Source organism: Ruegeria sp. AI2 (genome assembly GCF_056541275.1).
Genome location: NZ_JBQFYB010000026.1, coordinates 1 through 19,441, shown reverse-complemented (window position 1 = coordinate 19,441; position 19,441 = coordinate 1). Strand labels below are relative to the sequence as shown.

General features: G+C 55.0%; 17 protein-coding genes and 2 pseudogenes. 7 read left to right on the top strand and 12 right to left on the bottom strand.

What is annotated here, in order from left to right; translation table 11 throughout:
- Positions 1-299: hypothetical protein (locus tag ACR0LL_RS20645; protein WP_480589163.1), on the top strand; the 299-nt coding region annotated here is incomplete at its 5' end.
- A 338-nt stretch (positions 300-637) separates the two neighbouring features.
- Positions 638-3,136, top strand: a complete 2,499-nt coding sequence (locus ACR0LL_RS20640; protein ID WP_480589161.1) for a hypothetical protein — start codon at positions 638-640, stop codon at positions 3,134-3,136.
- Between the two features lie 528 nt (positions 3,137-3,664).
- Here the strand turns inward: ACR0LL_RS20640 and ACR0LL_RS20635 are convergent.
- Positions 3,665-4,348 carry a DnaA N-terminal domain-containing protein gene (locus tag ACR0LL_RS20635; RefSeq protein WP_480589159.1) on the bottom strand — a complete coding sequence of 228 codons (684 nt, stop codon included), beginning with the start codon at positions 4,346-4,348 and terminating at the stop codon, positions 3,665-3,667.
- Between the two features lie 469 nt (positions 4,349-4,817).
- On the opposite strand from ACR0LL_RS20635, the gene ACR0LL_RS20630 reads away from it, so the two are divergent.
- The 4 genes and pseudogenes from ACR0LL_RS20630 to ACR0LL_RS20615 all read left to right on the top strand — a co-directional run bounded on the left by ACR0LL_RS20630 (position 4,818) and on the right by ACR0LL_RS20615 (position 9,241).
- The gene (locus ACR0LL_RS20630; protein ID WP_480483587.1) at positions 4,818-6,125 is read left to right on the top strand and encodes an AAA family ATPase; all 1,308 of its coding nucleotides are present in this window, start codon (positions 4,818-4,820) and stop codon (positions 6,123-6,125) included.
- On the top strand, positions 6,122-7,231 hold the full coding sequence (locus tag ACR0LL_RS20625) for a ParB/RepB/Spo0J family partition protein (protein WP_480589157.1): 1,110 nt from the start codon (positions 6,122-6,124) through the stop codon (positions 7,229-7,231). Before ACR0LL_RS20630 ends, ACR0LL_RS20625 begins: the two co-directional genes overlap by 4 nt.
- A gap of 525 nt (positions 7,232-7,756) precedes the next feature.
- A pseudogene (locus tag ACR0LL_RS20620) lies at positions 7,757-8,127 on the top strand (IS6 family transposase); the annotation flags it as partial.
- A gap of 403 nt (positions 8,128-8,530) precedes the next feature.
- Positions 8,531-9,241 carry an IS6 family transposase gene (locus tag ACR0LL_RS20615; protein ID WP_480589155.1) on the top strand — a complete coding sequence of 237 codons (711 nt, stop codon included), beginning with the start codon at positions 8,531-8,533 and terminating at the stop codon, positions 9,239-9,241.
- Positions 9,242-9,260: 19 nt separating this feature from the next.
- Here the strand turns inward: ACR0LL_RS20615 and ACR0LL_RS20610 are convergent.
- From ACR0LL_RS20610 to ACR0LL_RS20565, 10 genes and pseudogenes are all read right to left on the bottom strand, one after another.
- Positions 9,261-9,812: pseudogene (locus ACR0LL_RS20610) on the bottom strand (tyrosine-type recombinase/integrase).
- A gap of 92 nt (positions 9,813-9,904) precedes the next feature.
- Entirely contained in the window at positions 9,905-10,294 is a 390-nt protein-coding gene (locus ACR0LL_RS20605; protein ID WP_480589153.1) for a hypothetical protein, read from the bottom strand.
- A gap of 183 nt (positions 10,295-10,477) precedes the next feature.
- Entirely contained in the window at positions 10,478-11,542 is a 1,065-nt protein-coding gene (locus ACR0LL_RS20600) for a 2Fe-2S iron-sulfur cluster-binding protein (RefSeq protein ID WP_480589151.1), read from the bottom strand.
- Positions 11,539-12,693 carry an aromatic ring-hydroxylating oxygenase subunit alpha gene (locus ACR0LL_RS20595; protein WP_480589149.1) on the bottom strand — a complete coding sequence of 385 codons (1,155 nt, stop codon included), beginning with the start codon at positions 12,691-12,693 and terminating at the stop codon, positions 11,539-11,541. Before ACR0LL_RS20595 ends, ACR0LL_RS20600 begins: the two co-directional genes overlap by 4 nt.
- Positions 12,694-12,696: 3 nt before the next feature.
- Positions 12,697-12,948 carry a hypothetical protein gene (locus ACR0LL_RS20590; RefSeq protein ID WP_480589147.1) on the bottom strand — a complete coding sequence of 84 codons (252 nt, stop codon included), beginning with the start codon at positions 12,946-12,948 and terminating at the stop codon, positions 12,697-12,699.
- Complete coding sequence (locus ACR0LL_RS20585; RefSeq protein ID WP_480589165.1) at positions 12,945-13,493, bottom strand: TetR/AcrR family transcriptional regulator; 549 nt, start codon at positions 13,491-13,493, stop codon at positions 12,945-12,947. The genes ACR0LL_RS20590 and ACR0LL_RS20585 overlap by 4 nt, the downstream gene beginning before the upstream one ends.
- Positions 13,494-13,629: 136 nt before the next feature.
- Positions 13,630-14,766: a lyase family protein gene (locus tag ACR0LL_RS20580; RefSeq protein WP_480589145.1), complete on the bottom strand. Its 1,137-nt coding sequence runs from the start codon at positions 14,764-14,766 to the stop codon at positions 13,630-13,632.
- Entirely contained in the window at positions 14,759-16,273 is a 1,515-nt protein-coding gene (locus ACR0LL_RS20575) for a tripartite tricarboxylate transporter permease (protein ID WP_480589143.1), read from the bottom strand. Before ACR0LL_RS20575 ends, ACR0LL_RS20580 begins: the two co-directional genes overlap by 8 nt.
- A 5-nt stretch (positions 16,274-16,278) precedes the next feature.
- Positions 16,279-16,749 (bottom strand): tripartite tricarboxylate transporter TctB family protein, encoded by a 471-nt coding sequence (locus tag ACR0LL_RS20570; RefSeq protein WP_480589141.1) that lies wholly within the window; start codon positions 16,747-16,749, stop codon positions 16,279-16,281.
- Between the two features lie 73 nt (positions 16,750-16,822).
- The gene (locus ACR0LL_RS20565; protein ID WP_480589139.1) at positions 16,823-17,782 is read right to left on the bottom strand and encodes a tripartite tricarboxylate transporter substrate binding protein; all 960 of its coding nucleotides are present in this window, start codon (positions 17,780-17,782) and stop codon (positions 16,823-16,825) included.
- 103 nt (positions 17,783-17,885) lie between these two features.
- On the opposite strand from ACR0LL_RS20565, the gene ACR0LL_RS20560 reads away from it, so the two are divergent.
- A complete protein-coding gene (locus ACR0LL_RS20560; protein WP_480589137.1) occupies positions 17,886-18,803 on the top strand; it encodes a LysR family transcriptional regulator in 918 nt (305 codons plus the stop codon).
- A 236-nt stretch (positions 18,804-19,039) separates the two neighbouring features.
- Here ACR0LL_RS20560 and ACR0LL_RS20555 read toward each other — a convergent pair whose 3' ends face one another.
- Positions 19,040-19,246 carry a Pepco domain-containing protein gene (locus tag ACR0LL_RS20555; protein WP_480589135.1) on the bottom strand — a complete coding sequence of 69 codons (207 nt, stop codon included), beginning with the start codon at positions 19,244-19,246 and terminating at the stop codon, positions 19,040-19,042.
- Positions 19,247-19,441: the final 195 nt, after the last annotated feature.

The following is a 19,441-nucleotide window of genomic DNA, read 5'->3' as shown; positions in this document are numbered from 1 at the left end:
CGCCCACCGGCTCCGGAAACCATCATCCCGATGGATCACAGGCCAATCATGCACTAACAATCAAACTGGACCAGTCAGATAGGGCTGCTCAACCCATAGTAGACAAGATGGATGGCTCCTGCCCCATCGGCATCAAACGTGTCAAACTGCAGTTGTTATCGAATGCAAAAGTGGAACCAACAAACGACAGTAAAAACCGTAGGCTTGGATTAGGCCAAGGATTTTCAAGTGCGCAGGGTCGACGCCAGCGCCGGCGCTGGCGACTGTATCGAGGTGACCAGTCCACGCAACGCGCTTGATCCAGCGCTGGCCGGGCAGGCGATTTTGTGCACTTACACAGACATCACCCGAGATTGAGGAGCTTCAGCACGATCAGTGGCTGGTCCCGCACAACGATGACCGATACCGGCCCGAAGTGCGTAAGGTGCTCAATCGCATCGATGTTTCTTCGTAAAGCGGGCCTTCATGTATAGCGCGGCCCTTCGGGTTCAATTGCGGATCAAGCCGTCACGCGGAAAGCTCTGACCGGTCAGCTTAAACGCCTTGGTTCACGCTATTGCTTGTGTATCATGTCACAAAACGGCGCCGCCTTACAGATTTGCACAGTCTTTGGCCGTAATTCCGCGGAGTGTAGTTAGTGCCCGCTATTTATGATCTCTCATGGCCTGAAGCGTATATCGAGCTTCTGCCACTGGTATCTGACAAGTGGTCAGTAAAGGATGAAATATATTTTCACCGTCAGCTCAGCGCTGGCAAGTCAGGTGCCCTTGTCTACATTGTTGATATTACATGCGACGCGTTCAGCGGTCAGGCCATTCTTAAGTTCGACGCTCTTCCCGATCCGGAATGGAGAGAAAAAGCCGAAAACAAAAGGCACCGGGAGGCGTTCGAAGCAGTTCCCGCGTTTGGATCAAGACATCTGGCCCGCATCGTCCACTCATTGGAACACGACGGTAAGATTGCGATCCTTTCCACCGTTGTGGCACAGGGGCTTGAGTACTCACTTCCCTGGAACGATTGTGGCTACGAACTGGCCTTGAACGTACTTGAGCGGCTGTCGACAAGCCTGCTTGATGATTGGAACGTTGATTATAGCATGGCGCCCGGTTTGCAATCGCCTCGGGATCTGCTTTCGGGATGGCTCGGCTATAGGTTGGATCCTAAGCTAGGTCGGCTTCATCACTTCCTTTCGGGTATTTGCGGTCATGACCCGAATGAACGTTGTCTGATGTTTGAAGGACATTGGTACCCGAACCCACTGGCTTTTGCCTGTGACGAGCACTTTCCAAGCCGGTTGAGCATAAGAGCGGCAAAAGGTCGAGTGCACGGGGATCTGCATGGGTACAATGTACTGGTTCAAGCGCACAAAAGCCGCGATCCAGATTATTTTCTGATCGATTTGGCACTGTACGAAGACAAGCAGTTCTTATTTTACGATCATGCCTATTTCGAGTTGGCATACCTCTTGGCGCGGCGCGGTAACTGCGTCCCTGCCCAATGGGATGCGATCCTTGATGACCTTGGCCTCTTTCATTCAAAACACCACACATTAGGGCTTTGGCAGGATGACGTCGGCATTGTCGAGTTTGTCAGAACTCTGCGGCGAGGCGCTATGAGTTGGGTTGAGCGCCACGAAAGCCACCGGCTCAGCTTTATGGAAAGCCAATACTTGCTGGCCCGTGTCGCAGTAGGCCTGAATTTCGCACACAAGAACCTCAGCGTCGGTGCGCGCAGCCACGCATTCTTGTATGCAGCTCACAATCTCAAAGACTACATGACGCTCAACAATGTTGAATGGCCCAGGCACGGTCCTGTGTTTCGTTTTCCGGCAACACAGGAACCATTGTCTGACTCTCATCCTGAGGCCGAAACACTTGCACCAAGAACCGATCCTCCGGCAGAAAAAGACCGTCTGTTTGATCAGATGATCACCCAGCTTCCTGCGCCGCAAAAACCGGTTGTCGCAGTGCTGCCTTTCGACTGCATTAGTGGGCAAAGCGACACCAACGGGTTTGTGGCTGGCATCAACCATGAACTTGTGACCGAACTTGCCAAAGTGGATTGGCTGTCGGTCGTCTCACCTACCTCCACCAAGCTCCTCAAGGATGCTTCTTTGGTCGGAGAAGAGATAGCGCAACGTCTCGGGGCTCACTATTTGGTTGAGGGCACAGTACGTTATGACGATAAGCGCGTTCGCGTGACTGCCCATCTGGTAGATACATCGACCGGGCATGATCTTTGGGCCGATCGCCTCGATCACAAGACAGAAGATGTCTTTTCCTTGCAGCAGGAAATCGCATCAGCCGTTGTCGGGAACATAGATTGGGAGTTACGGTTCGACTTGCGCGAACAAGCCCGGCTGAAACGTGGCGAGGTCAACGTTTGGGACAGGGTTCAGAAAGCACTGTGGCATCTGTTCAAATTCACCGATGAAGATACTCAGAAGGCAAGGGATATTCTGAACAAAACCATAGACATCGCACCAGACTATGCACTTGCGCACGCGGTGATGGCAAACGCCGAACTTCGGAAACTGTTCTTCGTTCAGGTTGATAATCGAACTGAGGCCAAGGAACGCGCGCTGTATCACGCAGAGCGCGCCGTGGCGTTGGATGAACAAAGCAGTTTTGCGCATGCCAGTCTTGCCCGTGCCTACACGCAGTTCAACAAACACGATGCCGCTATTGCGGAGGCAAAGCTTGCCGTTAGACTCAACCCAAGTGCGGCAAACGCTCATTTGGTTCTTGGATATGCGCATCTCGCAAACGGGCAGGCGAAGCTAGCGCTAGTGCATTTCGAGACCGCAACCCGGTTTGGGCCATCGGGTCCTTATTTCAAGGTGAAACTGTTGGCCAAGGCCTTTTGCCTTTATGTGCTCGACAGTTTTGATCAGGCAGAAACTTGTGCGAGAACAGCTTTAGAGGGCAAATCCGTTGAACCATTCGGTCGGTATGTATTGGCGGCAATACTGATACGGCAGAAAGCCAAAGACCAGGCGAAAGAAATGATCCGCCAGAGCAAAGAAAAACGCCCTGACATGACCTGCGCGCGCGCCTGTCTGGCATTCGAAAACCTACAAAAGCGCGATCTTGAAAGGTTTGTTGGAGATCTTCGGGAAGCCGGGTTGGCGAATTGAGCTTGGCTCTTTTGGGCCTACCTGATGCGGCGATCCTACGATAGCCATATCAACAGTGCTGACGGGTCAGCTTGAACATGTCGGCTAACTACATGTCCTTGCCGGAACAACCTTACGGGGTGTGCCGCTGTATGGATGCGAGTTGTCCGAACGCGCGGCAGATGCGTCGCTCGGATTCCATGCCCCTCAGCAGCCTCATTTGACTGGTCCAAGTTGGTTGTTAGTGCATCATCGGCCTGTGATCCATCGGGGTGATGGTTTCAGGTGCTGGCAGGGGCATGGTTGAACGTAACAAACATTCGACTGATCAACGCATCCGGACGGTCAGGTTGACGTTTGCTGGCAAGGTAGCGCTCGAAAAATTGGCTCCTACAGTGAACGAGTTGTATAACAATCTGGTTCAAGGTGTCAGTCATGATGATTTGGATACCTGTGTCCAAGTTCTTGGCACATTGCTGAAGAACGTCAAGAACAACGAAATCCGACTTGTGCGATTGAATGTCAATTGGGCAACAAGGCCGAAGACAGTTACTCGGCTGCGTCCACGCGAACCGTCCTGATGCCCGGATCAATACGGCTGTAGGCGGCCAGAAGTCGCGCCGACCACTTCTGCGAAATATAATCGGCCATGAATCGTGACGGTGCGATAAGGACAACACGCCCCCCTGCCCTTTCAGCTTCGGACAGATGTTGAAACCAGCTTGCCCACAGTTCCGGATCGCGCCCGTGTAGAATCGCCTGTACCTGCGACCACACATCCCCAGCTAGGCTGTCAGGGGCACTGGGTTTGGTTGCAAAGGGTACGACATTGGTTTCGAGTTCCGGCACGTCAGTCATCCGGGCTTGAAAGTCCGATCCGATAACAGGCCACACCTCTTCGGTGTCAATCAGGATTTGTTTCAGATCGATCTCGTAGACGGCTACACGACCCCGCGCAGCGGGCCGTTTTACCGTTACCCAACCTAATGTGCGAAATCTGGACATTTCGCGCTTTACGGTTCTTTCGTTCACTGCCCACAGGCGCGAAATTTCTTCCCGCCCAATGGATAATTCGTTGTTGCGCCAGTTATACCGGGTCGTAATCAACGCAATGATACGCAAAATACTTCGTTGTCGGTGTTTGTCGCCTGACAGCGCATGAACGGTCAGAGCAGATAGTATATCATATTTCAAAGCCGGCGCATTTCGCCCGACCGGTTTCGCAAGTTGCATACCCGTTCTCACCGCTCAGTCTGCCTCTGGCGGGTGTGTCCCGCCAATCTCGCGCCGTTTGCCAACGCTTTTCGTCATCTTGGTCTAATTAGCGTCCAAAGCTTCGATTCTGTCAAGCAAAGACTGGAACATCGCGAGATCTTGCGCAGTTCAAACTTAAAAAACGAAAAGAAATTTGGTGAAGTATTGGTGATGGGGGTCATACAGGGCGTCCCCTTATGGGCCCTTAGTGTCCCCCTATATGTGGCAGTGCCGGCCATAACGTCCCCCTATATACTGGTCGCTGGGGGCCCTCCTGGCCTATTGGCAATCACTGGGTCTACCGAATCGCTTCGTACGGTTTAAGGCCTTGTTTTCTTACCCACGGGTAAGATCGCACTCTCATCATAATTTCTTTTGCGTAAAGTGCAAATCAAGCGTAAATAGGAAACGAGCAGAAATTTACGTTCCAAACTAAGAGACCCGAGGCATGTACACGCACGAAGACCTGAACGCATTGCGCAATCAGTCCCTCAAGTTGCAGGGGTGGATTCGCCAGCAGACCTTTAGCCCTGAGATGGAGAAAACGCTCCGCCGGTTCTCCAGCTGGGAAGTGTCCGAACTGATTTTCCGGGTGAACCAGTCAACCTTTCGCGGAAAGCTTGCGGCCGATCCGTCCCTGCCCGGTGGCGAAGTTGAGCCCGACGGGCGTCAGCGCTGGTTCAGCCTGGAAGAGGTGAACGAACTTCGGCGACGGCTCAAGATTAATCGTAAGTCACTGATGCCCCCTCGCCCTGAAGGCAAGCGCGCCATTCGTGCGGCTGTCGCAAACTTCAAGGGTGGCGCGGGAAAGTCGACCGTGGCGCTGCATCTTGCCCATGCAGCCGCCCTGGATGGGTATCGGGTCCTTGTGGTGGATTTCGATCCTCAGGCAACACTAAGCCATTCGATGGGGCTGACAGATGTGGCCGAAGATTATACGGTCTGGGGGATCATGGCGCGTGACCTCATTCGTGAAACAGAACGCATGAATAACCGCCCCGCCGCTGCAGAATCGGGAACCGCCCTGCCCCGCCGGGAGTTGCCGCCCGCGATAACAGATATGGGCCTGGGCGATCTGCGAATTGCTGATTTCATCAAGAAGACCTCCTGGTCGACGATCGATGCTATACCTTCCTGTGCGAACGCAGCCTTTGTTGAATTTGCGTCGGCCCAGTACCGGCACCTGAATCCCGAATGGTCCTTCTTTGCGGCGGTGTCACGGTATCTGGATCAGATTCCGGATGACGCTTATGACCTCATTCTGTTCGATTGCCCGCCCGCAATCGGATACCAGTCTATGAACGCGGTCTTTGCCGCAGACATGCTTTATATCCCTTCGGGTCCTGGCTATTGGGAATATGACTCGACCACATCGTTCATCGGACAATTAGCAGAAGCGTTGGAAGATCTGGCTTATGGGTTCGACAAAACCTTACCCACGGGTAAGATTGGGTTGCCGAAAACCTTCTGTGAGTTGCGGTTCCTGTTGACGCGGTATGAACCGGGCAATGCGCTGCATCTGGCGATGTTTGATGCCTTTAAGAAGGTATTTGGCGAGCACGTCGCACAGCACCCGGTGGAAATGACCCGTGCGGTGGAGCAGTCTGGACGTTTTCTGAGCTCCGTCTACGAAATGGACTACCGCGAGATGACTCGCGAAACCTGGCGGCGCGCCCGCTCAACTTTCGACAATGTGTATGAGGAATTCCGGGGCGTAATGTTATCGGCCTGGGACAAGGTGGAGGATGACGCATGAGCCGCAAGCGGAGAATGTTCGATATTGATCTACCGGCTATGGATGACATTCCTGTTGGTAAGGTGCCGGATAAAGTTTTCGAAAAACGACGTGGCCCAATGGCCGCTGCAATTTCGGAAAATGCCGACGCTTTGCGTGATCAACAATCGACAGAGCAATCCATCCGTGCAGAAAACGATCGTCTTGCACACGAACTGGTTCGGCTGAGAGCCGAAGGTTTGGTGACAGAACGAGTGGTGCTGAACGACGTTGTAACGGAAAAGCTGACACGAGATCGCAAACCCGGTCCCGATCCAGAACTGGATGAACTTAAGGACTCTATTAGGGAGATCGGCTTGTCCAACCCGATCCGCCTGGAGCGCAGGTCGGACGGGCTGTATGAATTGATCCAGGGCATGCGCCGTTTGTCTGCCTATCGTGCCTTGTACGATGAGACCGGTGACGAAACCTACGCCAGAATTCCAGCGGGGATTTCTGATGCGGGTAATCTGGACAACAGTTATCGGCGTATGGTCGACGAGAACCTGATCCGAAAGGATATCTCATTTGCGGAAATGGGTGCCCTCGCCCGTGCATATTCCGAAGACCCTGCGAATGACTGTCCCGATGTCGACAAGGCGGTGTCCACGCTGTTCAAATCTGCCAGCTACACAAAGCGCAGCTATATTCGGTCTTTTGCCAGTTTGCTGCTGATGCTGGACAAAGTTCTGACCCACCCGAACGACATTCCGCGAAACGTGGGTGTTGAGCTAAAGCGCAAATTTGACGCGACGCCAGGTCTGGTTCGCCAGGTAAGCGAGGCACTGAAGAGCGAGCCTGATCGGGATGGCGCGCGTGAAGTCGCAATTCTGAGGTCATTTCTAGGTGAGCCAGAAGCTGTGTCCTTGAAGAAGACGGAGGCCGCCAGTGCAGGTAAACCACGCCGCGCGAAAACAACTTTTCAGGTTTCGGGCAGGGCAGGGATCGCGAAATGTGCTGCTTCTAGTGGAAGGATCGAGGTGCGGTATGATCTGGATTTTACCCGCGTTGATCGAAGCAAACTGGAGGCAGCAATTGCCGCGCTGCTTGATGCGCTTCCCGAGGAAGATGATCTTACCCACGGGTAAGATCACGAACTAGCAAGTCAGGTGAAGGCGTCGGAAAGGTTTCGGCGCCTTTTTTGTTTTGCCGCGCAAAGGGTAGGGGCCTTGAGTGACATTGTCGGGTAAATCCACTGTCCAAGCTGAACCGGAGGGCGCGGGCCATGGCGTGAACGGGGTAACCGGCATATCAAAGCTTGCTGTCAAGCCAAGTATAAAGTTTCTCAACATATCGATTATGGACATAATCTGCTTAGGCATGTATCTCCGTTCTGTCGAAAACAGGCGGCGCCGGGAGCGTCGCGCTTACCCCGCCGACCCGCCGAACGTCAAACTTACCTAGTGCGCAAGCATCGTTGCGATGTTTACAGTCGAAGATCAGTCGGTTGTGATTTGAGGCATATGTAGTGTTGGCCACTTGCATAAACTACAATATATGCCAACAGCGCTGGCTTAGCACCCAAAAAAAGATGTGTCGCAACCTCTGGGGTCTAGTTGACGCGCGTGCGTGATCCTCGGTTTGTACTCGTCGAACAGTTTTGAACATGTTGTTTGAGCACGATCTCATTGAAGGGCTGTCATTTCCCCAAGGATGCAGTTTTGTACGCTGTGTACTTCTACCTGCGTTACACGGTGTCGTATCGGGACTTAGAAGAAATCCTGGCGGAACGCGGCGTTCAGGTGGACCATGCCACTCTCAACAGGTGGGTTGTGAAGCTTTCACCGATGATCGCAGCAATTGGATGTACCTTTACAGGGCTGTCGACAAGGCAGCAGATACCCTTGATTTTATGCTGTCTGAGCAGAGGAACCGTCCAGCGGCAGCTAGGTTCTTTGCCAAAGCGCTGTCTTCAAATGGAATCCCGAGCAAGATCGTCATCGACAAAAGCGGAACCAACGCAGCGGGCATTCGAGAGGTGAACAAAATGCTTAATCGGTTTGGTCGCCCTGCCAAAATTCAAACAGTCAGATCAAAGCATTTAACGGATGTATTTGACAAGAGCTTCTTGAGGTGCACGGCTCTTGTCTTTGGGTGAGCTACTGAGGAGAAACGGGCGTGGCCATTGGTGACCGCTGTTTCCACTTTGCGACGTAGCGCCTGTAAACTTCTTCGGCGTGACCGACAGCTTCTCTCTCCTGATCACGCACCGATTTCAAACTGTAGTCAGCAGCGGAACCCTTTGTCCTGCCACCCCGGCGAGAGGGGTAGCCGGCAGTCAGTTCCAGCTTTCTCATCTTCCAGTCCAACAGAGCGGGACGGCTCCAGATGTATTCTTCGGGTATTGCCAAGTTGTCTGGCGTTTCGAAGACGACTACAGGCAATGAATGAACATACCATCCAGCATGTCGCGCCTGAAGGGCTTTCGCTATCCTCGTGAGGTCATTGCCTACGCGGTCTGGGCATACCATCGGTTTGCCTTGAGCACTGCGGATGTCGAAGATCTTTTGGCGGAACGGGGTGTCATGGTGAGTCGGGAAACCATTCGGCTCTGGGTCAATCGTTTTGGCGCGCATTTTGCTGCCTGCATCCGGCCCGACCGCCCCAAGCCGAACGACAAATGGCACTTGGATGAGGTTGTCATCACAATCCGCGGCAAGAGGCACTGGTTGTGGCGGGCCATCGACGCGAACGGCGACGTTCTCGATATCCTTGTGCAAACCCGGCGAAGTGCAAAGGCGGCCAAGCGGTTATTCAAAAGACTGGTCACTCGGTTTGGTGAGCCAAGGGTCGTGATAACGGACAAGTTGCGCAGCTACATCAAGCCCGTCAGAGCCTTGGCAACGCAGGCTGACCACCGGGCCCATAAAGGGTTGAACAATGCGATCGAAGTTTCGCACAGGCAGACCCGAAAGCGCGAGAAGTTGTTTGGTCGGTTCAAGTCACACCGGCAACCTCAGAGGTTTCTGTCCGCGCATGATCAGATCAACCTGATATTCCGTCCCCGCCGCTATAAACTCACTACAACCTCATACCGCCACGCCCGCAACGACGCGTTCAGCATCTGGGTCGAGTACACCACCGAAATGGTAGCATGACCCTGCCTTTTCTAATGCTTCACAATCGGTCGCAATCAACTTGACAATACCTGCCCGTCTTCTTGTAGATTTGAGTCACCTTGGTCCGGCGCATCGAATGGGTTCCATATGCTGTTGCCTCCAAGCCGATTGACGTAACCCAGTCACGGACAATTCGTGCATATTGGTGTGTCGAGATATGCAGGCGCTCGTGGAAGCGGCCAGGCCAAAGGTACTCTGAGCCGACCATCAACTCGTCTTCCATCCACTTCTCGACAGAGGCTCGCGTGCCCTCGGAAATCTCGAAGCGCACGGGTTTCTGGGTTTTGCTTTGAAGAACTGACGCCCGTTACTTGATCTGACCAGACGCCATGACGTCAACGACCTTCATCTTCACAAGATCACATCCGCGAAGTTTGCTGTCGATGGCCATGTTGAACAGGACGAGGTCGCGATGGTTCTCGGCCAACTCAAGTCGCACCCGGATTGCCCATACTTGCTTTGGTTTCAATGGCCGTTTCTGACCGACGATGCGGCCCTTGTTCCATGCAGGGCGAAGTGCGCGAATGGCTGGTAGATTTGGTGTTTCCATGACTGATCCTCCGATCCGCCTTGCCCACCCAAAACGACAACCCGACGTTGACTGAGGCAACGTATCACAAGATGTCGCAATCCATCCGATGATCAAGAAGGAGCCCTGCTGCGCTTAGGGTGAATGACCGCTCTGACTTTTTGCACGCTTTGATTGTTCCAGCAACTTGCAGGAGCCTCATCACCCGCGATGACGAAATCTTCGCAAGTCAGGAAGACGTAGTTGAAGACGCCGGCCACGTAGCTCAGTGAGTTGAGGCAGAAGAACCCGATAGCGAGCCAAACAATTAGCCGCTTGTCGTTCAGCTCTAGTGCTTCTTGGGCGGATACCATCAACAGGACGTACGCGATGTAAGGCAATGACAAAAGAATGCCCCAATCGAGTACCGGCACCAAAAACGGGGTTGTTTCGCTCCAAAGGACGCTGGTCAATGACAATGTCGGGATCAGCAGCAGGATGCAGCCCCACAAGGTGAAGTACACTTCGCCGTTTTCCCAATGATGATGCCTGCAAACAACGCGGCCAGGGATGCGATCCAGATCGTCAGAGCGCTTGTGTAGAACACTTCGCCGTAGGCCCCGAGATTGAAGCTGACGGGCCAGGATGCCAGTGCAAGTATAATAGTCGCCGTGAAAAAGACACCGGCTTGGTTGCCGTCAAATCGCCTAGTCATAGGTGAGTGAGAGGTCTTCAGTCGCTGGTAAGGACTGGCAGGTGAGAATGGCTCCATTGGCAATATCACGATCTTCTAACGCTATTCTCGCGCGCATCTGGACCTTGCCCTTGGCCAAACTGGCCCGACAGGCTCCACAGACGCCGGACTGACAGGAAAACGGCGGCTTCAAACTTGCTGCCTTGACCGCCTCTAACACAGTCTGACCTTTGGCAATGTCGATAGAATGGGTCGTGCCGCCCAATGTCACCTTTGCCTTTGCGGCCATACCTTCAATGCTCGTGTCCAGTTCCGTTGTCCCGCCATAACTTTCCATGTGGATGCGGTTAGCGGGTACATCGAGGGAAAACAGAGCCTCTTTCACGCCCTTGTTCATGCCACCGGGGCCGCAGATGTAATATTGGGCATCCTGCGCATAGGGCGGGTTTTCAGTGATCAATGCCTCGATAGCCTCTTTGTCGATGATACCCTTGCGCCAGTATTCAGCACTGGACCACCAGCGCGGTTTGGAAAAGACATGGTGGACCGTCATGCGATCAGGGTTCGCGTCCCAGAGGGCGTTCAATTCCTGCTCTAGCAGGATGCTTCTTTCGTTGTTGTTGCCGTAAGCCAGGTGCGCAAAAGAGTTGGGTTCAGCCGCCATAACCGAACTTAGCATGGCGTACAAAGGCGTGATCCCCGAGCCTGCGCCAAACAAGTAATGCGTGCGACGCGATGTGGCACCGGGATCAAGACAGAAGCCGCCAAAAGGGGGCATCACGTCGATCAGATGTCCTTTTCGCAACGTGTCGTTGATGTGGTTGCTGACCACGCCCTCCTTCACCCGCTTCACGGTGATCCGCAAAGGATCGCCGGTGAAGGGCGAGGACGAGATCGAGTAGCTGCGGCGCTGTTCCTCCCCGTCAATCTGAAAGCGAAAGGATAGGTGTTGTCCCGCCCGCCAGGCGAATGTATTGCGCAAAGCGGCTGGCACGTCGAACATGACGGTCTTGGCCATGCCGCCGATTTCCTCGCGGGTGTCCAGAACGCTCAAAGGATAAAAGTTACGCGCGTTCATTCGACTTCTCCCAACCACTCCAGAACGACTTTCTGGTGTTGGGTCACCGGGCTTTCGCCAACCGCGGCGGGGCCCGTTTCAAAATATGGAGATTTCAGTGATTTCTGCTGCTGTTCACAGGCGTAGATGTCTTCACCCGTGAAGTCGCCCGCGACCATCGGGTCATCTTCGCCCATGGCGTCATGTGCCGCGTACTTTCCGCTCAGACCAAACTTGGTCCAGAAATTCGAGGACTTCATGGTTTGTTTCACAAATTCCCAACCCGAGCTGTTGGACACGCGTCCCCGGTTGGAGACACGGGTCAATTCGGGACTAAGCGGTTCGATGATGAAAGTATTCCAGCCATCTTCAGACCCGGCGAGCCCAATGCCGGGAAAGAGCATCGGCACCCAGGCTCCGTTTTTATCCTCGGGAATGACGCGTGGTGCGATCAGCTTGTTTTCCTGATCGTTCAGGAATGCCTCAGCCGGTGGTTCCCAGAACATGTAGTGCGGGCCTTGCCAGTGGTACTTGGCGGATTTGTGGTCATACATCTTCAGCGTGTTCGAATGCAGATGGCTCAGGTGATAAACGTCGATGTAGTTTTCGACGACCACCTTCCAGTTGGCCTTGATCTCGTAGCTGATATTCAGTTCTTCATACTCCACCAACTCTTCAGGCACATGCGGGCCGATATGCGGTTCGGTCGGACCGAACCATTCGGCGATCGAGGGCGCATCCGGGTCGGGATGGACAAAGAGCATCGACTTCCAGATGTCGACTTTGGCGGGCTTTAGGCCAAGACAGGATTTGTCGACTTGGCCGAACTCTTCCTGCTCTTCAGGCACCGAGATCAGGTTGCCTTCCAGATCATAAGTCCAGTCGTGATAAGGGCAGGTCAGCGCCTTTTGCGTCTTGCCCACGGCGCGGATTAACTGCGTGCCGCGATGACGGCAGATGTTGTGGAAGGCGCGCAGGCGGCGGTCACGGCCCATCACGATGAAGATGTTGTTCAATCCGGCCTGAACGGTGATGTATTGCCCTGGCTCGCTGATATCTTCCATGAACCCGGCATAGCGCCAGGTTCTTGAAAAGATGTCCCGCATTTCGCGGTCGAACCAGTCTTGCGAGGTGTAGGCTTCGACCGGCAACAGGTGCAGCTTCTGTGTCATGGATCAACCTCCCACAGGAAAGAAATCGAGCGCCACCAGCATCAGGCCCAGAACCACCCAGGCAATCTGGATCAGCCAGAACAGGATCGGGTCATCGTCGCGTGTCACGTCAGACAGAAGGAAGGCGTGCCCCGAATAGAAATTCGGGATCGTCCAATAGAGGAACAAAAGCCCCCATAAGGATTGATAGCCGAGCGCGGTGGCGAAAATCAGTGCGGCAAAGGTTGCATAGTTCAGCAGGCGGGCTTGGGTCATGTCGGGGTGTCCAGTTCTTCCAAAAGGTTGCGGGCGACCCGGGCGGCCTGCGTCTTCCAGGCCGGTGGCATATCCAGAGGGGCCAGCGATGTAAGGTTGAAGTAAAGCGCCGTGATCCCGTGGGCTGTGGCGCTCAGTGCGGCATCATCCGCGCCAGCATGGTCGCGCCACAGGGTGTCCGCGACGGCCGCTTCGAAATCCAAAAGTGTCTTTCGGCACCGGTGCCGCAGCTTTGCATCGTCTGCTGCGCGGGCCGTAAGGGCTGCGAAGGCCAAAACCATATCCGGCTCGCAAACGGCATTTTTCGAGAACAGAAAGGAGATCAGAGCGTCTGAAGGTCTTTCCTTTGGCAGGGAATCGACCAAGGTCTGCGTTTGTTCGTCAAAGCTCTTGAGAACAAAATCGGTCAGGGCCGCGATCATGTCTTCGCGGTTCCCGATGTGATGGCGGATCAAAGGGCGTGTGAGGCCCGCTTCCTTGGCGATTTGCGACAAGGATGCCCCGTCCAACCCGTAGCGCGCGACAGAGCGCACGAGGGCTTCCATCACTTGGCGGTACCGTTCATCTCTATTTGTCGGGCGTCCGACCATGTTCCATCCGTTCCGTTTGCGCGCACCAACAAGGTGCTGTGTTGGATCGCACGTAAGATGGATTCTATTTACTGTCAATAATGACAATAAATTAACTCAGCCGAGAGCCAAACGCATCACGATGCACGGTGTCCCCCCGGTTTAAGGCAGTCACGGCCTCAGCCCGATCCTTCATTCGCTCAGCATGAAACGTGATGTTCGACAGGAGGGTTTCAGCCCAGGAGATCGCGCCGGAGGTCAGCAAGAAGACTTCGGGCACAAGAGCCCATTCGCCGATCCAGGCCCCTCCGGACCGTTCATGCTGGTGCAGGGTGAACTCGCCAATTTGCTCGGCGCGTTGTCGGCCAAGCCGCGAGACAGCTTCCAGGAATTCCGAGGCTCGTTGATTGCGTTTGTGGTGCATCGAGGACGACGCGCCTTTGCCGTTCACATGGCCTTCGGACGCCTCTGCGATGTCTGAAGAAGACATAAGGTTGATGTTGTGGCCCATCTTGCACAGCGATCCACAGAGCAGTCCAAGCGCCGCTAGAATTTCTGCCACACCGTCCCGTGCGTTTTGCCAGTGAGGGTCGGCCATTCCTAGACCCAGAGCCTTGGCCATGGCCGACTTTACGCTTTCCCCCGCGCCATTTTCATACCCGCGAAGATCGCCGACAGGCCCGCCGACCTGAACGTTCAAACCACGGGAGGCGGCAAATTCCAGTGCCTCAACTCTGCGCACCAGTTCCGACCGCCAAACCTGCAACTTTGTCGCCAACGCGATTGGCACTGCGTGCTGGCCATTGGTGCGCCCGATCAGAACTGTCGAGGCGTGTGTGCCGATGTGAGTGTCCAGACGATCAATCACCCGGGTCACACTGGTTCGGATGCCCTCCAGCCCCAACTTCATCTGAACAACCATGGCAGTGTCCATGATGTCTTGTGTGGTCGAATTGAAGTGCACGTGGTTGGCATGCGCCGGGATAAGCGTGCGAAGTTGCTTCACTAGGCCAATGATGGGGCGACCAACCAGGGCCATTTCAATTGCCAGATCTTCCACGCTCAAATTGGTGACGCGGACTGCTTCAATCGCTGATGCCGCGTCGTTCGGGATCAGCCCCAGGTCAGCCTGACATCGGGCCAGAACTTGCTCTGTTTCGAGCCACGCCGAAATCGTCGCGTGTTCAGACCAGATGTTTCGCATCTCGGGGGACGAAAAACAGTCACGAAAGATGGTTGAATCAAGCATCGCCTAAGCCTCCGTCCGCGACCTGCCGCTCTTTCACGATCGAGCGGATGCGGAACCCCATGGCGGCCAGCCCAAGCAACAGGAACGCAGCGGCGATAGGGCGTTCGATGAAGACCAAAGCCCCGCCGTCAGACATCAGCAGGGATTGGCGGAACGTCTCTTCTGCCCCTTTCGCAAGCACGAAGGAGATTACGAAAGCCGCGATATTGAAGTCATACTTGCGCATCAACCAACCGACGAACCCGGCGACTGTCATCACGGTGACATCAAACATCGACCCGCGCGCCGAATAGGCAGCAACAAAAGCTGTCATGAAAATCAATGGGTAGAGCACATTGACCGGTACTTTTAGGATTAGGCGAGCAACCTGCGTAGCCCCGTAATATCCGATGATGCCATAGGTCAGGATGCCGATCATGCCGCAGGCGAAAAGCTGATACACCAGTTCCTTGTCCGTCAGGAACAGGGTGGGCCCGACCTGGATGCCATGGATTAGAAAGACACCCAGCAGGATGGCGCCAATAGTCGATCCCGGAATGCCAAGCGTCAGAAGGGGTGCCATCGAGGGGCCAGAGACGGCATTGTTTGCGGCCTCGGGGGCTGCAACACCCTCCAAGGCGCCTTTGCCCCATTCTTCAGGATTTTTGGCACGTCGTTTGCCCTCGCCGTAAGAAATGAAAGCCGCGATGGCCGAGCCAAGCCCGGGCAGCACCCCAATGCCTGCCCCGATGAAACCACCTCGGACGGCATGGGGGATGCAGGGTTTGTATTCTTCGTAAGTTAGCGTATGGCCGGTCGGATCGCTTTCATTTTCTTTGATGTCACCTTTCGCTTTCTTGCGTTCTTCGAGCTGGGCAAAAACCTCACCTAGAACAAAGACACCGATCATCAGCGGGACCAACCCAATGCCGTTCGACAGATCGAAAGAGCCGAAGGTATAGCGCTCCTCGCTTGAAATCGGGTCAAGGCCAACCATGGCCACCAGAATGCCAAGCAAGGCAGACGCCAGGCCCTTGACGATGGACTTGCCGATCACCGACCCGATCACCACGAAGGCGGCGAAGTAGATGGCGAAGGTCTCGGGTGGCCCCAACTTCAAGGCAATTGCGGCAATGAACCCGACGCCGACCACAAGCAGGATGTCACCCATCAGATCGCCGATAACAGACGAGATCGTCGCGACCTTCATCGCCTTCCCGGCCTTGCCCGCCCGGGCAAGCGGATAGCCATCAATCTGCGTCGCCGCGCTTGCAGCGGTGCCCGGCGTGTTGAACAGGATCGCCGCGATCGAGCCGCCATAGCGACCGGATTTGCCAATCACATAAAGGAATGCCAGCGCGAAAAGGGGCGACATGTAGAACGTCATGGGCAAGAGCATTGCGATGGCGGCCGAAGCGGTCAGCCCGGGCGTTGCCCCTACGATCATGCCAACTACAGCAGCCAGCACAATGGCGAAGAGAAGCGTCGGGTCTGTGATGACCGTCAGCAGGGCAGGAAAGATCTCCATCGGAATTACCCCCGAAGCCAGTCAGCCAAGTCGAAGACCTCTCCATAGGGAGGGAAGACGCCAAGCAAGAAAAAGAAGAGAATGTGAAAGACAAGCGGACAAAGAACGGTTGAGGCGGCAAGACCGACCCAATTGCGCAACCCGAAGATGTAGAGCACGACCGGCGCTGCGATCGCTGTCGGAAGGATATATCCGAACCAGCGGAAGGACTGCTGATAGATCAGCGCCACAGCGAACAACACAATAATATCGAACACCGAGCTTTCACTTTGCGGGTCTTCGACCGGGTCGCCCGCTCCTGCCCGCGCGGCGCTCGCAATCATCAGACCCGAAAGCCCCAGCAATCCTAGCGAAGCAGCAAAAGGCACGATGCCAGCCCAGGTGTCGCCAGGGCCTGCGCCCGGAACCTGCCATGCGCCCCAGATGGCCAACAGGGCCAGGATGCCCAGAACGATCCCTTCAGCCATGTTCCGCATGGCACCCTCCTTTTCCGAAGTTGTAAACTGCGCCCCGGGCCCGGGCAGCGTCTGGCCCGAGGCCTGCGCGCCATCAGTTTGTCAGGTTTTGAACCAGAGGAGCGGCGTCGTTCTTCATGGCTGCCAGACCCGCCTTGGCGTCCGCGCCGGAGGCATAGACCGGGCCAGTGCCGCGCTCTGCCAGCAATTCGGCGAACTGTGGCTTTGCCGTAACCTCGGCAAGGGCAGCTTCCATGGCCGACACCACTTCAGCGGGAGTGCCCTTTGGAGCAAAGACAATCACCGGAGAAGAGACAGCGGCGAAGGGAACGCCCAACTCGCCAAAGGCCGGCACGTCAGTCATGATCGTGTCGCGATCCGCGCTGTTGACGGCCAGCGCGCGCAACTGCTCTTCAAAGCCGCGCAACTGCTGCACGCCCAGAAATCCGAAGTCGGCCTGCTCACCAATCAGAGCCGCGCGGGTCGGGCCGCCACCCTTGAATGGAACGTCCTGTGCTTCAATGCCATTGTTGGCCAGGAAGCCCAAGCCCCCAACATGATGGAACCCGCCGCGACCTGAATGTGCCCAGCGAAGCGACCCGGGGTTGGCATTGGCGGCATCGATGACATCCTGAACCGTCTGGTAGGGGCTGTTTATCGGCACCATCAGCGAGGTGCGCAGTTGCCCGACCTGGGCGACGAACTCGAAGCTTTCCAGCGCGTCGATATCCGTGTCCCGCGTCATGGTGGACAACAGGAACGAGCCGCCCGAGGTCATCATCATTGTGTAACCGTCAGGCCGTGCGCCGACGACCGAGTTCGCGCCATTCAGGCCACCTGAGCCCGGCTTATTCACGACAACCACCGGCACATCTAGAATACCCTCAGCTGCCGCCGAGATTGCACGCGCATAGGCATCCGTGCCGCCACCCGCCTTGTAAGGCACCACTAGGTTGATCGGGCGTCTTGGCCAGTCTGCCGCGAATGATGCGGTTGTGCTTGCGGCGAGCGCTGCGGTCGCGGCCATACCGCCTATGAATGTTCTGCGTCTCATTTCGGCTCCTCCGTTTGTTCGATAATCAATTCATAACAGGACTTTTGATTGCCAAATTTGCAAATATGACATCTATTATTGCAAAAATGTAAAGTGATAGACGATGAACATCAAAGCCCTTCGCGCCTTCAGACTGGCCTTCTCTGAAGGTTCCTTAGCCGCCGCATCCCAGGTCATGCACCTTAGCCAACCAGCGATCAGTCGGTTGATCAGCGGCCTGGAAGCAGAAATCAAGCTTCAGCTTTTTGACAGGTCGGGACGAAGCCTGACCCCGACAGGTGAAGGAATTGCATTCTATCGTGAGGCGGGGCGCATCCTTGACAATCTCGACGAAGTGCCGCGCATCGCTTCAGACATTCGTGCCGGGCGCACCGAAAGCCTGCGTATTGTGACCATGCCGCGGATTGCTCAGTTCTTGTCGGCCCCTACGGTGGCGATGTTTATGCAAGAGAATCCAGATGTCAGCGTCACCCTGGATGTGCGCGCAAGGCGAGAGGCCGGCAAATGGTTGGCCGGGCGAGAATACGATATCGGTATTGCGGCTTTGCCTGTTAGCCATCCCGACATAAGAACAGTGCCCTTGGTGCGTGTCCGCGCTTTAGCGATTTTGCCAACGGATCATGCACTGGCAAACGAGGCATATGTCACGGCGGATCAGCTTGCCGAAGAAACCGTCATCCGACTGATGCAGGGACTGTTGCTGCGCGATCAATTGGACGATGCGTTCAATTCGGCGGGCGTCATACCTGAGGCGACACATGAAGTTTCGTCCTCTCAACTTGCCTGTGCGCTTGTGGCGGAAGGCGCGGGCATAACGATCGCAGACGAAATGGTTGCGCATTCATTCGGTGATCGCTTGGCGGGCGTGCCAATCGAGCCTGAAAGGTGGATGACATTCGGGTTGCTCGTTCCCAGGAACCGACCAACAACAAAAATTGCCGAGCAGTTTCAAAAAAAGTTGGTGGAGCATGTGAGGCGTGTATGCAGCCCAAGCAGCACAATGCGAAATCTGACTGAATAAAAGGGTGGTTGGAAAAATTGAAACCATCCAAGCGTTCCTGGACCAGTCATTCGTTCAAATCTCGCGTTCGCAGCGAATGGCCGGTCTGGTGAAGCCGCACTGCGGCACCAGTGACTGCGACGAATGTCTCTTATGGGCCGGAAGAGTTATGCAAACTTCACCGCTTCAGTGACGTAATCTGAGACTGTTATAGGTATGGTGTGATCCGTCAAACAAAATCCAACGATTAGCCAACCTTAGCTTCGCTTGAAGACCAGCGATATCCCAGCCTCGGCAGAAGTCGATGCAATTCCTATGTTTCCCTCCGCTGACAAGGTAAGGCTGATCGTTATTTCTGATAGCTTGATAGCCTCTTGCTTCTTCGCTTCCTCTTCGGCGACACCCTTGATAATTTTAACATAGCTGATGATCTGCTGCTGCACTGTCGATGCTTCAGCTGGCACTTCCTTTCGGATACCAAAAAACTCCTTGATAGTGTCGCCAAGTCCCTGATCATCAACTGTATCGTCTGGTATGGTTTGAGCTGCTGGGCCTTGTTGGCCGGGTATGAGCAGCCCTATCTGACTGGTCCAGTTTGATTGTTAGTGCATGATTGGCCTGTGATCCATCGGGATGATGGTTTCCGGAGCCGGTGGGCG

Excerpts from the sequence above, each read along its gene's own strand:
- ACR0LL_RS20595 (WP_480589149.1), bottom strand. The coding sequence starts at position 12,693 with ATGACACAGAAGCTGCACCTGTTGCCGGTCGAAGCCTACACCTCGCAA.
- ACR0LL_RS20575 (WP_480589143.1), bottom strand. The coding sequence starts at position 16,273 with ATGGAGATCTTTCCTGCCCTGCTGACGGTCATCACAGACCCGACGCTT.
- ACR0LL_RS20590 (WP_480589147.1), bottom strand. The coding sequence starts at position 12,948 with ATGACCCAAGCCCGCCTGCTGAACTATGCAACCTTTGCCGCACTGATT.
- ACR0LL_RS20630 (WP_480483587.1), top strand. The coding sequence starts at position 4,818 with ATGTACACGCACGAAGACCTGAACGCATTGCGCAATCAGTCCCTCAAG.
- ACR0LL_RS20600 (WP_480589151.1), bottom strand. The coding sequence starts at position 11,542 with ATGAACGCGCGTAACTTTTATCCTTTGAGCGTTCTGGACACCCGCGAG.
- ACR0LL_RS20565 (WP_480589139.1), bottom strand. The coding sequence starts at position 17,782 with ATGAGACGCAGAACATTCATAGGCGGTATGGCCGCGACCGCAGCGCTC.
- ACR0LL_RS20585 (WP_480589165.1), bottom strand. The coding sequence starts at position 13,493 with ATGGAAGCCCTCGTGCGCTCTGTCGCGCGCTACGGGTTGGACGGGGCA.
- ACR0LL_RS20615 (WP_480589155.1), top strand. The coding sequence starts at position 8,531 with ATGAACATACCATCCAGCATGTCGCGCCTGAAGGGCTTTCGCTATCCT.
- ACR0LL_RS20580 (WP_480589145.1), bottom strand. The coding sequence starts at position 14,766 with ATGCTTGATTCAACCATCTTTCGTGACTGTTTTTCGTCCCCCGAGATG.
- ACR0LL_RS20570 (WP_480589141.1), bottom strand. The coding sequence starts at position 16,749 with ATGCGGAACATGGCTGAAGGGATCGTTCTGGGCATCCTGGCCCTGTTG.
- ACR0LL_RS20625 (WP_480589157.1), top strand. The coding sequence starts at position 6,122 with ATGAGCCGCAAGCGGAGAATGTTCGATATTGATCTACCGGCTATGGAT.
- ACR0LL_RS20635 (WP_480589159.1), bottom strand. The coding sequence starts at position 4,348 with ATGCAACTTGCGAAACCGGTCGGGCGAAATGCGCCGGCTTTGAAATAT.
- ACR0LL_RS20560 (WP_480589137.1), top strand. The coding sequence starts at position 17,886 with ATGAACATCAAAGCCCTTCGCGCCTTCAGACTGGCCTTCTCTGAAGGT.